Here is a 14,563-nt window from a genome sequence, read left to right on the forward strand (position 1 = left end):
GGGCGCAGATTCGACCGCGCTCCCATTTGTCGCGCTCTTGTTGATGGTGTCCGGGCATTGCCGTGAGAACAATAAAAAAACGGCCGCCTCCAATTTCGAAGGCGGCCGTGGCGTTGCGATGTGTGATTACGCCAGCACGAATTCCAGCGTCACAATCTTCTTGTGGGGGACGTCGAGCTCGATGCGCTGGCCGGCGGCCTTCAGTTCTTCCCGGCGCTCTTCGTTGAGGTTCGTCAGCCACGCCGCCTTGATGGGGCGGGCGACTTTCAGCGCGCCTTTCACGGCGTGCGCCGTCGGGTTGAATAGGCGGACCACATAGCTGCCGGGGCGGTCTTCGTGCTGCTTGAACGCCGTCAGTTGCAGGTTGTCCCCTTCCAGGGTCAGGAAGCTCATCGACTTCGGCAGCGCGCCCGCGTGGGGACCGGCCTGGGCAGGTTCGAGGGGCAGGTTGTGGTCTTCCGCCTGCGCGTATACTCCGTTTTCCCAATCGCCCGCGTGCGGGTAGATGGCGTAGCTGTATTCGTGCGCGCCGAGGCAGTGCGACCGCTCCATCTCGGGGTGCGTCTCGTAGCGGCCGAAGATCGGGCAGTTGCGGTAGGTGAAGGCGCGGATGAACGTAATCGCCACGGGGCGATCGGCGCTGTCCATCGCCTCGTATTCCCGAAGGCCCGAGTTGTTGAGGATCGCGAGGCCCTGCTTGCCGTCCGTCATGTCGACGAAGCGGTGCATGGGGTACTGCGGGTTCGGCTTGCCGTAGTACGGTGTTCCCGGCTTCACGTGAATGTCCCGCGAGATAACGTCGAAACCCGCCTCGGAATCCGTCCGGTCGCAGTCGAGCCGCGTGGGGAAGACGGCCCGGAGGCGGTGGTGCTTGCAGGTGTTCTCGAAGCTCGTCGTCACGTCGAGACGTTTCGCGCCCGCGCGCAGCGTGAAGCGGCTTGTCACCAGCATCTCCCGGCGCTCCTTCGTGCGCTTCGTGTGCGGCATGTGCTCGGACCGGAAGTGCTCGTCGAGCTCGTCCTCGATCGACACCGGGATCTGCATGTGGTAGTCCACGCGCACCCGCGCGAAGAGCGGGCCCGCCTCCTCCAGCGCGATGGCGCAGGGGAACCCGTGCGACGTGATAATCTCGTTCTGGTCCGGCTTCATGTGCACCCAGCTGTGCCCGGTCTCGCCGCAGTCTTCGAGGTAGTGCAGGCCGGTGAACGTGTGGCCCGTCTCCTTCTGCGTCAGATCGAGCGTGCCGTCGGCGTTGAACTTCACGCGCAGGTGCTCGTTCTCCAGGATGTTCGTTTCCGGCGCCAGCGATCCTTCGAGGTAGTCGAATTTCTCGGCGCGGACGAGGTGGTAGGTCTTGTAGCCGTACGCGGGAATGTCCTTCACTTCGATGTGGCAGCGCACGCGCAGGCTGTTCAGCTCGATGGAGACGTCCTGCAGGTTGCGCACCAGCGAGCACCAGGGGAACTGCTCCTTCACCTGGATGCGGCCCACTTCCTGTCCGTCGGGCGAGACCACCTTGAAGGCCTCGTAGCCCATGTTGTCCGGCAGGTCGATATACGCCGACACCACGCCGCTGCGCGGGAAGGGCGTCCCGTTGAATACCGTCAGCACCGCGTCCTTGTCGTCCAGATCGCTGTTGTCGATCGCGATCTGCACGGCCTGCATACCGCGGCGTGTCAGGCCCTCACACAGGATGTTGATCTGATCGTTGCGGTAGAGGGAGTCCTTCTCCATCTGGTCGATGCCCGCGCCCGTGATGGTGTCGTGGGGGTGGTTTTTCAGGAGCAGCCGCCAGCAGCGGTCCAGGGCGGTTTTTTCATAGCGGCCGCCGGCCATGCTGCCGATCACGCTCCAGGGCTCGCCCTTGCGCTGGATACTGATCTCGGCGGCGTTGTTGCCCTTTTTCAACACCTGGCGCGCGCTGATCACGTCGCCGTAGAGGTGCGTCCACTTACCCACGGAGCCGGGGTAGCGGAATTCGCCCTTGATGGGCTCCAGCGGACCCACCTCCCGGCGCATGGCGTCCATGTAGTCCTTCAGGTTCGAGAGCTTGATCTCGTGCTCCGGCATCAGCTCCTGGCAGAGCTTGATGATCTCCGATTCCTTCGGGTCGGGGTTCGAGGTGTCGAAGCCCTGCATGCAGCAGATCTGGCTCGTGGTGAAGTGTTCCGACTCGTCCTTCACGAGCTTCAAGAGCTGGTCGCGGATGGGTCCGTCGTTCCACTGCTTCTTCTTGTCGTCCAGCACGTAGTAGTGCGCGCGCGGGTTCGCGTCGCCCGCCATGCGGAAGGGGGCCGCGCCCCGGTCCCAGTCGTAGCGCTTGAAGACGTCATCGCTGCCGTAACGGAGCACGCGGTACACATAGACGTAGTAGCTGAAGCGGCTCATGCAGCCAAAGCGCATGCCCAGCAGCTGGGAGCCGTCCGGACCTTCCAGGAGGAACTCGCTTTTCGGCGTGGTGATGCCCCGGTAGAAGATGATCGTGTCGATGTCGAAGCCCTGGTAGATCTGCGGGATCTGCGAGGTCTGCCCGTAGCTGAAGGGGGTGTAGCCGACCTTCGAGACCGCCCCCAGCGACGCCGCGACGCGGTGGCCCACCACGAGATTGCGCACGAGGGACTCGCCGTTGACGATGTACTCCTCCGGCAGGCTGTACCACGGCCCCACGATGAGGCGCCCGGATTTCACGTGCTTCTCGACCGTGGCGCGCTTCTCGGGGCGGAGTTCGAGATAGTCCTCCACGCAGACCGTCTGCGAGTCCATCGTGAACGACTGGAAATCCGGGTCCGTATCCAGGAGTTCGAGCAGCTCGTCCATGAAATCGAGCAGGAGCAGGCGCGTTTCCTCGAACGGATAGCCCCATTCGCGGTCCCAGTGGGAGTTGGAGACGACGTGAATGGTTTTGCGTTGTTCGGACATGGGTTCTCCTTGCGGGCGCACCGGTTTTCGGGCGTGGGGGAATTTCAGGGACGGTTCTGGAGGGTGTGGGGGCGTCCGCGCCGCAACAACGGGGACAATACCGCCACACTCGGCCTGAAATGGTGCCTTTTCGGCGCTTCCGGAGTCAACTTTTCGGTCGCGAAAGCCCGAAATTCCGGTATCCGGCCGCAGGGCAATCGCATTTAAACTTCCAACTCGAGCCGAGCGCCACATGAAACACCTTCAATGTTAAAAAAGGCGTGTGTTGGAGCGCTGGCATTTCGCCTGCGGCGAATCCCGGACCTTGCCGGCACAGATGCCGGCGCTCCAAAACGCTCACTATCGTTGATTCAAGGTTCCAAATTGACTCAAGTTTACGCCCATATACCGAGATCGAGTCTAAATGCGATTGCCCTGTCCGGCAGCGCGCGGGGTGGATTCCGTAATCGATTCGGGGTATGCTGCTTCCAGGCGGTATTTCCCGCGGAGGAATGGGCGCAATGAAGGGCAGGATCGTGCTTTGTCTGGTGATGGCGACGACCGCGGCGTTTGCGGACGACGCCGGCGTGCGGGAATCGACCCAGTTCGGCGCGAAACGGCTCGATTTTACTGTGGACGGCGCGCCGGGCTTTGTCATCGAGCCGCCGGTCCGCAAATTCGACAAGAACCATCCCTGGGTCTGGTATGCGCCCACGTTCCTGGGGCGCCACCCCGACCCGAGCCACGAATGGTACTTCAAGCCCCTCCTCGACGCCGGGTTCTACATTGCGGGCGTCGAAGTGGGGGAGTCCTTCGGCAGTCCAGACGGCGTCGCCGCCTACCAGGCCTTCCACACCCACGTAGTAGCCGCGTATAACCTGTCGATCAGGCCCGTGTTGCTCCCGCAGAGCCGGGGCGGGCTCATGCTCTACAACTGGGCCGTTGCGCATCCGGAGTCCGTCGGCGCCGTCGCGGGGATATACACCGTGTGCAGTTTCACCAGCTATCCCGGCGTGGAGAAGGCCGCGCCCGCGTATGGGCTGAGCGCGGCAGACCTGGAAGCGCGCCGGGCAGACTTCGAACCCATCGAACGCCTGGCGCCGCTCGCCCGGGCCGGGGTCCCGGTGTTCCACATACACGGCGACGCCGACGCGGTCGTGCCGGTGGAGGAGAACGCGGGCAAGCTGGTGGCGCGTTACCGAAACCTGGGCGGGACCGCGACCCTGAAGTTGGTGGCCGGGAAAGGACACGAGGTGTGCGACGAGTTTTTCAAGGACCCGGAGTTTCTGGCATTTATGCTGGAGCACGGCGGGAGGGCGCGACATGACGAGTGAAGATCAGAAACGGCTGGCGGCGCTGGAATGGCGCGTGGCGCGCCTGGGCATGTGGAACAAGTTGCTCGTGGTGCTGGTGCTGTTTGCGCCGTTGTATCACGGGCTCCTGCAGCCGCTCGTGGAGAGCTGGCTCGTGCCCCTTGTCTACACCAGCCCGGAGCGCCTGAAGTACATGGCGGGGCCGCGCTACGAGTTTGCGTTCCTGCTCGGCGCCTTCGCGCTGGTCACGCTGGTTATTGCGCTCATCCTGATTTTCCGCGATGACCGGGCCGTGCGCCAGATGCGCCAGCGCCAGTAACCGGCGCGGCGGGCCGGTGATTCAAGCGGTCAATTGTGCCGTTGAAATTCCGGGCTCTTTCTGCCGCGGACACGAATGTCCGCGATCCTGGTGCGCCGCACGGCGCCGAAGACAGGCCAATCAACAACAGGAGGGCAGGCAATGTTCGTGGTGACCAATCGGGAAGTGTTCCCCAGGCGTCGTGGATTCGACATGTTCGGGAAGAAACCGGCGGCGGGCGCGGATACGCTGCGGCTGGTGGAGGCCACCGGATCGCCCGGGAACTGGCGGCTGGAGCTGCTCAAGGACCGCGCGGATGAGGCGATGAAGGCGCGCGCGGGGCTTTCCGGCCGCGGGCCCTGGTATGCGAGCGACTACGCCGCCGCATTGCTGCGGGAGAAGCTCCGGGGCCCCAACGGGCCGCGCAACCTGCTGTTCTTCGTGCACGGCTTCAACAATGACGTGGAATCCGTCCTGGATCGCGCCTGGGGCTTCGAGCAGGCCTACGGCGTGGAGGTGGTTCCGTTCAGCTGGCCGGCCAACGGCGGCGGGGCCTGGGGCGTCGCCAGCAACAAGAGCGACAAACGCGACGCGCTGAATTCCACGGGCGCGCTCGACCGGTGCATCGAGCGGATCGGACAATTCATTGAGCAATTCAACGAGGAAGGCCTCGATCGCATCCGGAAAGCGGCGCGCCTGGCCCACCCCGACGACAAGGAGCAGGAGGACGCGTTTATCGCGCGGGAGATGGCCCGGGCGTGCCCGATACGCGTCAGCATGCTGCTGCACAGCATGGGCAACTACCTGTTCAAGCACCTGCTTCAATCGAGCACCTACCACGCGCGCGATCTGGTGTTTGAAAACGTGATTCTCGCCGCGGCCGACACGAACAACCTGGACCACGCCCGCTGGGTCGATGAGATCCGCTGCCGCAACCGGGTCTACATCACGATCAACGAGGACGACTCCGCGCTGCGGGTTTCCCGGATGAAGGCGGGCGACCAGCAGCGCGCGCGCCTGGGCCACTACACCTATGGCCTCGATTCATCGCAGGGGGTCTACGTCAACTTCACGAAGACCAAACATGTCGGCGATTCCCACGCCTACTTTGAGGGCGAACCGGTGGAGAAGAACCCGCGGGCGAAGGCGTTTTTTCAGGCCGCCGTCAACGGCGAAACCGCGGAGACGCCCCTGCCCTACAACGCCGCGAAGAACCTCTACGGCATCGAGTAGCGCCTACTCCGCGACGAGTTGGGTCGCCGTGGCCTCGGGCGGCTTGAGGTACGTGTCCATCCACGCGTACATCAGCGCACGCGACTCGTGCGGCACGCTGTGGCCCCGCCCGTGTACGAAAAACGCGTAGTTCTCCGGCGCGCCCGCGATCTCGTAGAGGTCCGCTGTTGCAAGCATCATCAGCACCCGCTGGCGCTGCGTCGCCGGGTTGCCGTCGTTCAGCCCGTCAATCTGCAACATCGCCCGGGGCGCCACCAGCGCGACCATGTGGTGGAAATCGATCGGCGGCAGTTCGTTGTTCAGCAGGCCCGGGCGCAGGTGCTTGAAGTAGACATACCAGCGATCACGCGACCAGTTGAGCACGGCCGGGTTGTGCCGGAAGGACGGCGCCGAGCAATTCGAGGCGCCCGCCTTCACGCGCTCGTCGTAGGCCGCCAGGAAGATGGTTCCGTGCCCGCCGAGGGAGTGGCCCAGCGCGCCGATGCGGTCCGAGTCCACCTCTGGCAGCGTTTCGAGCACATCGATGGCGATGCTGTGCTCGTAGGTGAACTTGCCCACCGCCGTCCACTCCGGGTGCTTCTCGTGGAACGCTGATGTGTCGTAGGAGCCCTTCTCGGGGATGCGGTGGCCCGAAACGAAGTGCTCCGGCGCGATCGCCACATAGCCGCGCCGGCTCAGGTGATCGAGGTAGGCCTTGGTGGAATCATCCACCAGCCCAGCGGCCTGCTTTCCGCCTTCGTCGAAGGTGCCGTGCAGCGCCACCACCGCGGGAAACGGGGCCTCGCCGGCCAGCGGGATGCCGAGGTACGCATAGGCCCGTTCGCCCGCTTCCACGGCGTAGCTGATCAGCTTGCGGGTGTAGACGCCATCCACCACGGCGCTCTCGTGCTCCTGAACGTCCAGCGGCGGCTTCTCGGGCTTGTGCTGGTCGCGGAGCAGATCGAGAAAGGCCTGCTTGATCGCCGGGCGCCGCGCTTCCCAGTCCGCCTTCGATTCGAGGCCGTCCGTGAGGTCGGTCCACGAGGATTCAACCGGCGGCGCCTCCATCAGGGGGTTGGGCGCCGGGGCCTGTGCGGATGCACCCGCAGACAACAGACAAGTAATGAGCACGAACGGTTCACAACATTTCATGAGTTTCGAAGTGCCTCCTCTCAAGAAGCTACAGTAGTTCAATGAATTCGTCGACCGACAGTCCGCTCTGTGCAATTATCGATTTCAGTGTTCCCCTCGGCAGTTCGCGGGTATGGACAGGAACAATCACCCGCGCCCCTCTGTTGGGATTGTGCAGCAGAAGATGGCTGCCGCGCTGGCGCCGCTCTTTGAACCCAGCTTTTTTCAGCGCCGCAACCACGTCTCTGGGCACAAGTGACGGCAACCTGCTCACGCAACCGCCGGTGGTTCGATATGGATGACCGTGTCTACCGGAGCGCTAATTTGATCATGCGGGATGGGCATTCCGTCTTCCACGAGAACCTCCAGGTACAATCCAATGGCCTCTTTCGCCATGGCCATCGCGTGATCGTAGTCTTCGCCCCAGGTTACACATCCGGGCAGCGAGGGGACGGTCACCGTGTAGCCGCCCTCCGGTTCCGGCTCTAGGTGTATTCGGTACGCGTGTTTCGCCATGATATCGGTCTCCTACATATCCCTGAGTATAGCAGAATTGCCTCGAGGCGCCACTGACGCCAGGGCAATCATTCAAGATCCTGGGCTAGAGCAAGTCATTGAATTCGTCCTCTGCAAGATCGCTCTGGCGAACAATGGACTTCAGCGTTCCCCGTGGCAATTCGCGGGCATGAGCCGGAACCGTGACGAGGCGCTCACGCACAGGATGCCAAAGATGGAGGTGGCTGCCGCGCTGCCGGATTTCTTTGAATCCGGCCTTCTTCAGTGCCGCGATGACCTCGCGTGCGGTGAGGGACGGCAGGCGACTCATACGGCGGCAGGCGTTGTAACCTCGACGACAACATCGATAGGCTCCGCAAATGATTCCTGAGGAACAGGCTGACCGAGTTCCGAAAGGACCTCGATATGCCCCTCAATGGCTTCTTTCGCCATAGCCATCGCATGCTCGTAGTCTTCGCCCCAGGTCACGCACCCCGGGAGTGAGGGTACCGTGACCGTGAAACCGCCTTCGGGCTCCGGCTCCAGATGAATGCGGTACGCAAGTTTGCCCATGGAATTCACCTCCTGTGTTTAATGGAGTATACCAGAAGCAGTTGCTACCGGCTTATTGCCGGTCGGGGGGGTTGACGATAATTCCGTTCCGCACCGCCATTACTTCGACCGGTTTGCGCGCGCGGAATCGCGCTCCCTATACTGCCGGGAAGCCACAGGAGCAGCACGATGAACCCCACACGATTACTTCTTGTCCTTGCCATCGCGTCCGCCGCATCGACCGGCGCCTTCCCCGCCTTCCAGGAACACGTCATCAACCCCGACGCCGGCACCGGGCTCGCCATCACCGTCGCCGACGTCAACAACGACGGGAAACCCGATATCGTCGGCGTTAGCTCGGACGACGTGGCGTGGTACGAAAATCCCACGTGGGAGCGGCATCTCATCGCGGACACCATCCGGAATTCCAACGTCTGCATCGCCGCACACGACATCGACGGCGACGGCATCCCGGAGTTCGCGCTGGGCGCCGACTGGCAATTCAACAACACCGAGTCGGGCGGGGCGCTGTTTTTGCTCAGCCACCAGGGCGATGTGAAGCAGCCGTGGAAGGTCACGACGCTGGTGGAAGAGGAACCCACCCTGCACCGGATTCAATGGGCGGACCTGGACGGCGACGGAAGGAAGGAGCTGGTGGTCGCCCCGCTCAAGGGCCGGGGCTCCACGGGGCCGGACTTTACGGACGCCGGCGTGAAGTTGTATGCCCTTTTCCCGGGAGAGGATCCGCTGGCGACGCCCTGGCGGGAGGAAGTCATCAGCACCGATTTTCATCTCGTTCACAATCTCTTTGTTCACCCACCGCGCGATGCTTCGAGGAGCCTGGCCCAGTCGGTGACGTTCGCGGCCCGGGAGGGGCTGATGACCTTCGGCCGAAATCGGGAAGAGTCTCCGCCGTACAGAGCCAGTCAATTTAACAAGGTTCTGGCGCATCCATTGATTCCCGAGGGCGCGGGCGAAGTGAAGAGTGTGGAAATTGCGCCGCTCTCGGGCCAGCGGGCGCCGCGTTTTCTCGTGGGGACCATCGAACCCTGGCACGGCCATCAGGCGGTCGTGTATCTCGGGCCCGATGCCGAGGGCGAGATGTCGCGATTCGTCCTGGACGATCAACTCAAGGGCGGTCATGCGGTCTGGTTCGAGGATTTTGACCGCGACGGCGCGCCGGATATGCTCGTCGGCTTCCGCGAAAAGGCGGGGCCGAAGAACCTGCCCGGCCTGAATATCTACCAGCTCGCCATCGGCGAGGACGATCAGGTCACCGCCGAAAAACACATCATCGACGACGGCGGCATGGCCACGGAAGACGCGCTGGCCGCCGACATGAACGGCGATGGTTGGCCGGATGTGGTGGCCTACGGCCGGGCCACGAAGAACATCAAGTATTACGAGAACCTCGGCGCCAATGAATAACCGCCTCATCGCCTGCATCCTGCTCTTCGCCGTGCTGGCGGGTTGCGGCGCCCCGAGTGAAAAAGAGGCCCCGCAGGATTCCCCGGTGTCGCTGGAAGGGTTCAATGTGGTCGTTATCCTCATTGATTCCCTTCGGGCCGATCACCTCGGGGCCTACGGGCGTCCGGGGCCGACCTCCCCGTTCATTGATACCCTCGCCAGCGACGCCGTGGTCTTCGGCGAGGCGCACGCCCCATCGTCGTTCACGCGCGAGTCCGTGTCGGCCCTGTTCACCGGGAAACTGCCTTCGCAGAGCGGCGCCACGGGCTGGGCGGCCCGCCCCTCGGGCCCGCGGCTGGGCCCGATCTTCCGGGAAGCGGGCTACGCCACCGGATTTTTCAGCGAGAGCGTGGTCGTAAAAGGGCCCGCCTACACCGAGGGCTTCGACGACTTCGAGTTTTTCGACCTGACCAACGCCGACCGCGAGCACGCGCCGCGGCTGTCCGAACGCGCGCTGGAATTCGCGAAAAAGCATGCCGCCGATCCCTTCCTGATGTACGTCCACTATCTCGACCCGCACGGCGAATACTATCCGCCCGCGGAGTACGCGGCCCGATTCGTGGACCAGCCCCCGGAAGTTCCGCTGACCCTCTATGAATCCGGGGAAGGCGTGATCAACGTCCGCGCGCACCGGAATGCGCTCGTGGCGCGGGGATTCGCGCCGGGCCAGAAAGACTTCGAGGACTGGCGCGGAACCTACGAAGCGGAGATCGCCTATGTGGACGACGCCGTGCGTATGCTGGTGGAGGGCCTCGAAGCGCTCGGTGTCCTGGATCGCACGTTGCTCGTCGTGACCTCGGACCATGGGGAAGAATTCCTGGAGCACGGCTACGTGGAGCACGCGTGGACGGTGTACCGCGAGAGCACGCACGTGCCGCTGCTGCTGCATGTGCCCCGCGCGCTGTCCCCCGCGCGTATCGACGCCCGCATCTCCACGGTGCGCATCCTGCCCACGCTGTTGTCGCTGGCCGGCCTCGAAACGCCCGCCGGGCTGCCGCGCCCGCTCATCGAGGAGGCCGGCGGCAAGGTGGAAGCCATCTCGGAGCCCGGCCCCGTGATTTCCGAGAACCACATCGAGTTCCGCAACTCCTCGGTCGCGCTGCGGGATGGGGATTGGACCTACATCGCGTGGTTTCGCGAAATCCCGCCCGAATCGCGCCACACCGCCCTGCGGATCGACGGCGAGAAAATCGCGGCCGGCGCGCCTTTTCCGATCGGGGCCACGCCCGTGCGCGAGGAGCTTTTCAACACGGCATCCGACCCGGATGAACAGCGGGATATCGCCGCCGCCCAACCGGACGCGCTGGAGCGCATGCGCGGGCTGCTCGAGGCCTACCGTGAGGCGTGCCGGGGCGCTGCGGAGGGCGCCCCGCCCGAAGGCGCGGACGATGCCGCCCGCGAAGCCCTGGAGACCCTCGGCTACCTGTGAAAAGTCGCGGGCGCGCCCCGGCGATTTGCTATACTGCCGCCGGTGGGCGAAGGGATGGAATCGGAATGCAGCACCTGGAAAACGAATTCCTGAAGGTCTCCGCGAGCGCCAGTGGCGCGGAGCTGAGGCGCGTATTCGACAAGCAGCACAGCCTGGAACGCCTGTGGGAGGGCGATACCGCGGTCTGGAACCGCCACGCGCCCATCCTGTTCCCCATCGTCGGGCGGCTGCTGAACAATCAATACACCTATGCGGGAAAAAACTACGAACTTCCCCAGCACGGCTTTGCGCGAGACCATGTCTTCGATGTGAAGCGCGAAACGGACGCCACCTTGTCCTACACGCTGTCGGACTCCGAGGCGACGCGCGAGGTCTACCCCTTTGCGTTTCACCTTCAGGTGGACTACACCCTGGTGCGGAATCAGATCCGGGTCGACTATACCGTGACCAATCCGGGGCGCGAGACCATGCATTTCTCGATCGGCGGGCATCCGGGATTCGCGTGCCCGCTGCTGGAAGACGAGCGGTTCAGCGACTACTACATCGAGTTCGAGAAGCAGGAGACTTGCGCGCGCTGGTACGCCAACGAAAACGGGCACATCCACCGCGCCGAGGAAGACTATCTGCTCGACACCAACATCATCCCCTACACCATCGATCGCTTCAAGGAGGACGCCCTCATCTTCAAGGACCTCCAGTCGAAAACGGTGGCGATTAAGAGCTTCAAGAACAGCCATGCGGTGACGATGGACTTCGCGGGCTGGCCCTATCTCGGGATCTGGAGCAAGCCCGGCGGTGCGCCGTTCATCTGCCTGGAGCCGTGGTACGGGATCGCCGACCACGTCGGGCACGATGGCGAACTCACCCGCAAAGAGGGTATTATGGCGCTCGAGCCCGGGCTCAATTTCTGTTGCTCCTACGGGCTTACCTTTACCTGATCCGGTGGCGCCGGACGGGCCATTTTCTTGTGCAGCGGGCTTCGGCCAATTAACCAGAAGGAAGACACCATTATGCCAATGAGTCAACTATGCCGCGCCGCGGCGGGCGCGGGCGCCATCGCAATCGCCTGCGGAACGGCCCTGGCCCACCCGGGCCACGTTCACCCCGAAACGCGCCCGGACCAGAAGCCGCTTGTGGTGGCGCAGGCCGGCGATGCGGCCGCGCCGTCGGTCGCGAAGGGCGTCACGGGCCAGGGTGACCTGGTTTTCAAGGTGCTTCACACCTCCGCCGCGCTGCCCGAGGCCGCGCACGCGGGGCTGAACGCCGCGCACGGCGGCTTTGCCGTGGACCGGCGCCCCGGCAAGGGCGAAGTGTATTTCGCGCTGCCCAATGTGGGCATCATCCGCATCAGCGCGGACCTCAACACCATTGAGGTGTTGCCGACGGACGGGGAGATGGCCGCGACGAACATGCACAATACCACCATCTGGTACGCCGACGGCGACAAGACCTACCTGACCTTCCCCGGCAATGCCACGAACAAGGTCTACACCACCACGGCCGATGGCGCGCTGGTGGACACCCTCGACGCGCCGACGGCGGACACCGCGTTCGACAACGAGACGGTCTCGGCCTATTTCGACAATCCCGAGAACAAATTCGTGCCGACGGACGTGGAAGTGCTGGACAACCGCTTCTATGTGGCGACGGGCTATTCCAGCCTGGACTTCGTGCTGACGGCGGATGTGGAGACGGAGAGCGGCGTTTCCTCCGAATGGGCGCCCTTCGCGTTTGGCGGCAAGGGCGATGGCCCCGGCCAGTTCGGCACGGGCCACGGCATCACCGTCGATCCGGCGGGCAACATCACGGTGGCGGACCGGCCGAACAGCGAGTTGGAGTCCTTCACGAAGGATGGCGCGTTCCTGGGCACGCTGCCCCTGCCGAAGGGATCGCTCCCCTGCGACGTCGACTATCAGAGCGGCTACACCGTCGTGGGCTGCCTCAAGGGGCCGGACGAGAACCTCGGCGCGCCCATTTACATCGTGAAAGACGGCGAAGTGGTCTCGACGATCATGATCAAGGAAGACCTCGGCCTGGAGAAGTTCACCCACATCCACAATGCCGTGATGGTGGAGCGCGACGGAACGTTCTATATCATCGCCCAGGCTTGGAATCCGGGTGACTTCGCGATTCTGGAGCAGGTGAAATAAGACGTGGGTTAAACGTAAAGCCCCCGGCCAACGCCGGGGGCTTTTTTTGTGGACAGCTTGGACGGAGGGTGGCGCCCGGTCAAAGCGAAATCGTCTCCCGCGCCGCGTCAAATCGGGCGGTTTTGCCCTCGCGCAATGCAAGATAGCCCATAATCAGCGCGGTCTGCGTCTCGTAGGCCAATTGCGCGTCGCTCCACGTGTCGACGCGGCCCTCCGCTCGGCACTGCACGAGGTTGCGGAAGTGCAGGTAGGTGTCTTCGCCGTGCTCAATCGCGAAGCGCGCGGCCTGCTTTTCGCTCCCCTGGGCCGGGCGGAACACGATCTCCTCGCCTTCCAGGGTCAGGCTGCCGTCCCACCCCCGGACCAGCGGAAGCCGACCGCCCGCGCCGCGCGAGACCGTGCCCTGATCGTCGTTGCCCTGCGTGCCAAGCACCGCGATGGTCAGCCCGCTCGGATAATCCACCAGCATGTTGAAGGTATCGGGCACCTCGCGCTCCTGGTAGCGGAACTTCCCGCCCGTGCCCACCGCGCTGGAAGGCATGCCCGCGCCGAGGATACTGGTAACCGGCGTCAGGCAGTGGGGGAAGAGGTCGGTGCAGGGGCCGCCCGCGTAGTCCTCGTACATGCGCCAGCGGAAGAAGCGGCTCACGTCGAAATCGCGCTTGGGCGAGTCGCCGAGGAAGGCCTCCCAGTTCAGATCGGGTCCGGCGACCGCGTTGGGATCGTCAATCGGCATGCCGCGCTCGCCCCAGTCGCCCACGCGGAAGTAGCCGCACTCGGCGTGTATGGGCTGGCCGATGAGACCTTCCTGGACGAGCTTCTTCATCTGATGCCAGGCCGCGTCGGACATGCCCTGGGTGCCGAGCTGGAACGCGCGCCCGGACGCCTTCACCGCGGCGGCGAGTTGCTTCGTCAGTTCAAACTGACGCCAGTGCGTGACGGGCTTTTCGCAATAGACGTCCTTGCCCGCGTTCACGGCGTCGATGGCCTGGTAGCCGTGGAGATGGTCCGGGGTCGCGATGCTCACGATGTCCACCGCCGGATCGGCCAGGAGTTCCCGGTGGTCCATATACGATGCCGGGACCTTGTAGCGCTCCGCCGCGCGCGCCAGCCGGGGCCGGTACACGTCGCAAACGGCGACGATCTCGACATTCTTCTCTTCTTGCGCCATGCGGTCCCACATGCTCAGGTGGCTGCCGCCCCGGCTGCCGCAGCCAATCACCGCAATGCCGAGGCGATCATTGGCCGCGGCGCGGCGCGGGGACGCAAGGATAGCGCCCGCAACGGCGGCGGTGGTGGTGTGTTGCAGGAAATGCCTGCGGGTCAGTTCGTGGGTGGTCGGATGGTGTAGTTCTTGTGGCATGGCTGATTCCCTTTTGTGTTACGCGATCCCCCGCGTAATTCCATCGGAACTCCCCCCGGAGCCCCGGATTCGGTATTGTATTCGTGCGTTGGTTTGACCAAAGCGACTTTCGACATTCAAGAAAAGCGTGACAATTGGGAGCGCAGGTCGAAAATGCGCCGTGGTGGACGGCTCGCCTGCATTGCGCGGAAGGCGCAGATGATAATTTCGCAACTTCGTGTTTCATTGCTGGTGGGCGCTTCTTTGGCCCATCCG

The 14,563-nt window shown here is 63.9% G+C and carries 14 protein-coding genes; 7 read left to right on the top strand and 7 right to left on the bottom strand.

The annotated features are described in order from the left end of the window. Positions 1-126: 126 nt before the first annotated feature. Positions 127-2,919, bottom strand: coding sequence for a hypothetical protein (locus KF886_18435; GenBank protein MBX3179338.1), 2,793 nt, complete (start codon positions 2,917-2,919; stop codon positions 127-129). 500 nt (positions 2,920-3,419) lie between these two features. On the opposite strand from KF886_18435, the gene KF886_18440 reads away from it, so the two are divergent. The 3 genes from KF886_18440 to KF886_18450 all read left to right on the top strand — a co-directional run bounded on the left by KF886_18440 (position 3,420) and on the right by KF886_18450 (position 5,742). Beyond that, a complete protein-coding gene (locus KF886_18440; protein MBX3179339.1) occupies positions 3,420-4,232 on the top strand; it encodes a prolyl oligopeptidase family serine peptidase in 813 nt (270 codons plus the stop codon). Then, positions 4,222-4,530, top strand: coding sequence for a hypothetical protein (locus KF886_18445; protein ID MBX3179340.1), 309 nt, complete (start codon positions 4,222-4,224; stop codon positions 4,528-4,530). The genes KF886_18440 and KF886_18445 overlap by 11 nt, the downstream gene beginning before the upstream one ends. 141 nt (positions 4,531-4,671) lie before the next feature. After that, positions 4,672-5,742 (top strand): alpha/beta hydrolase, encoded by a 1,071-nt coding sequence (locus tag KF886_18450; GenBank protein MBX3179341.1) that lies wholly within the window; start codon positions 4,672-4,674, stop codon positions 5,740-5,742. Positions 5,743-5,745: 3 nt separating this feature from the next. Here KF886_18450 and KF886_18455 read toward each other — a convergent pair whose 3' ends face one another. The 5 genes from KF886_18455 to KF886_18475 form a co-directional block, all read right to left on the bottom strand. Next, positions 5,746-6,873 carry a dienelactone hydrolase family protein gene (locus KF886_18455; GenBank protein MBX3179342.1) on the bottom strand — a complete coding sequence of 376 codons (1,128 nt, stop codon included), beginning with the start codon at positions 6,871-6,873 and terminating at the stop codon, positions 5,746-5,748. Between the two features lie 28 nt (positions 6,874-6,901). After that, the gene (locus tag KF886_18460; GenBank protein ID MBX3179343.1) at positions 6,902-7,126 is read right to left on the bottom strand and encodes a type II toxin-antitoxin system HicA family toxin; all 225 of its coding nucleotides are present in this window, start codon (positions 7,124-7,126) and stop codon (positions 6,902-6,904) included. Then, positions 7,123-7,368 carry a type II toxin-antitoxin system HicB family antitoxin gene (locus tag KF886_18465; GenBank protein ID MBX3179344.1) on the bottom strand — a complete coding sequence of 82 codons (246 nt, stop codon included), beginning with the start codon at positions 7,366-7,368 and terminating at the stop codon, positions 7,123-7,125. The genes KF886_18460 and KF886_18465 overlap by 4 nt, the downstream gene beginning before the upstream one ends. A gap of 85 nt (positions 7,369-7,453) precedes the next feature. Continuing rightward, complete coding sequence (locus tag KF886_18470; GenBank protein ID MBX3179345.1) at positions 7,454-7,678, bottom strand: type II toxin-antitoxin system HicA family toxin; 225 nt, start codon at positions 7,676-7,678, stop codon at positions 7,454-7,456. After that, positions 7,675-7,920 carry a type II toxin-antitoxin system HicB family antitoxin gene (locus KF886_18475; GenBank protein ID MBX3179346.1) on the bottom strand — a complete coding sequence of 82 codons (246 nt, stop codon included), beginning with the start codon at positions 7,918-7,920 and terminating at the stop codon, positions 7,675-7,677. The genes KF886_18470 and KF886_18475 overlap by 4 nt, the downstream gene beginning before the upstream one ends. 168 nt (positions 7,921-8,088) lie before the next feature. Here KF886_18475 and KF886_18480 point away from each other — a divergent pair, with 168 nt between their 5' ends. From KF886_18480 to KF886_18495, 4 genes are all read left to right on the top strand, one after another. Further along, positions 8,089-9,327 carry a VCBS repeat-containing protein gene (locus tag KF886_18480; protein MBX3179347.1) on the top strand — a complete coding sequence of 413 codons (1,239 nt, stop codon included), beginning with the start codon at positions 8,089-8,091 and terminating at the stop codon, positions 9,325-9,327. Beyond that, entirely contained in the window at positions 9,320-10,795 is a 1,476-nt protein-coding gene (locus tag KF886_18485) for a sulfatase (protein MBX3179348.1), read from the top strand. The genes KF886_18480 and KF886_18485 overlap by 8 nt, the downstream gene beginning before the upstream one ends. A gap of 65 nt (positions 10,796-10,860) precedes the next feature. Beyond that, positions 10,861-11,733: an aldose 1-epimerase family protein gene (locus tag KF886_18490; protein MBX3179349.1), complete on the top strand. Its 873-nt coding sequence runs from the start codon at positions 10,861-10,863 to the stop codon at positions 11,731-11,733. 78 nt (positions 11,734-11,811) lie between these two features. Beyond that, entirely contained in the window at positions 11,812-12,945 is a 1,134-nt protein-coding gene (locus KF886_18495) for a hypothetical protein (protein ID MBX3179350.1), read from the top strand. Between the two features lie 79 nt (positions 12,946-13,024). Here KF886_18495 and KF886_18500 read toward each other — a convergent pair whose 3' ends face one another. After that, positions 13,025-14,308, bottom strand: a complete 1,284-nt coding sequence (locus tag KF886_18500; GenBank protein ID MBX3179351.1) for a Gfo/Idh/MocA family oxidoreductase — start codon at positions 14,306-14,308, stop codon at positions 13,025-13,027. Between the last annotated feature and the right edge of the window lie 255 nt (positions 14,309-14,563).

This window comes from Candidatus Hydrogenedentota bacterium, assembly GCA_019637335.1.
Taxonomy (GTDB): domain Bacteria; phylum Hydrogenedentota; class Hydrogenedentia; order Hydrogenedentales; family JAEUWI01; genus JAEUWI01.

Excerpts from the sequence above, each read along its gene's own strand:
- KF886_18450 (MBX3179341.1), top strand. The coding sequence starts at position 4,672 with ATGTTCGTGGTGACCAATCGGGAAGTGTTCCCCAGGCGTCGTGGATTC.
- KF886_18480 (MBX3179347.1), top strand. The coding sequence starts at position 8,089 with ATGAACCCCACACGATTACTTCTTGTCCTTGCCATCGCGTCCGCCGCA.
- KF886_18465 (MBX3179344.1), bottom strand. The coding sequence starts at position 7,368 with ATGGCGAAACACGCGTACCGAATACACCTAGAGCCGGAACCGGAGGGC.
- KF886_18470 (MBX3179345.1), bottom strand. The coding sequence starts at position 7,678 with ATGAGTCGCCTGCCGTCCCTCACCGCACGCGAGGTCATCGCGGCACTG.
- KF886_18445 (MBX3179340.1), top strand. The coding sequence starts at position 4,222 with ATGACGAGTGAAGATCAGAAACGGCTGGCGGCGCTGGAATGGCGCGTG.
- KF886_18495 (MBX3179350.1), top strand. The coding sequence starts at position 11,812 with ATGAGTCAACTATGCCGCGCCGCGGCGGGCGCGGGCGCCATCGCAATC.
- KF886_18490 (MBX3179349.1), top strand. The coding sequence starts at position 10,861 with ATGCAGCACCTGGAAAACGAATTCCTGAAGGTCTCCGCGAGCGCCAGT.
- KF886_18485 (MBX3179348.1), top strand. The coding sequence starts at position 9,320 with ATGAATAACCGCCTCATCGCCTGCATCCTGCTCTTCGCCGTGCTGGCG.
- KF886_18475 (MBX3179346.1), bottom strand. The coding sequence starts at position 7,920 with ATGGGCAAACTTGCGTACCGCATTCATCTGGAGCCGGAGCCCGAAGGC.
- KF886_18440 (MBX3179339.1), top strand. The coding sequence starts at position 3,420 with ATGAAGGGCAGGATCGTGCTTTGTCTGGTGATGGCGACGACCGCGGCG.
- KF886_18435 (MBX3179338.1), bottom strand. The coding sequence starts at position 2,919 with ATGTCCGAACAACGCAAAACCATTCACGTCGTCTCCAACTCCCACTGG.
- KF886_18500 (MBX3179351.1), bottom strand. The coding sequence starts at position 14,308 with ATGCCACAAGAACTACACCATCCGACCACCCACGAACTGACCCGCAGG.
- KF886_18455 (MBX3179342.1), bottom strand. The coding sequence starts at position 6,873 with ATGAAATGTTGTGAACCGTTCGTGCTCATTACTTGTCTGTTGTCTGCG.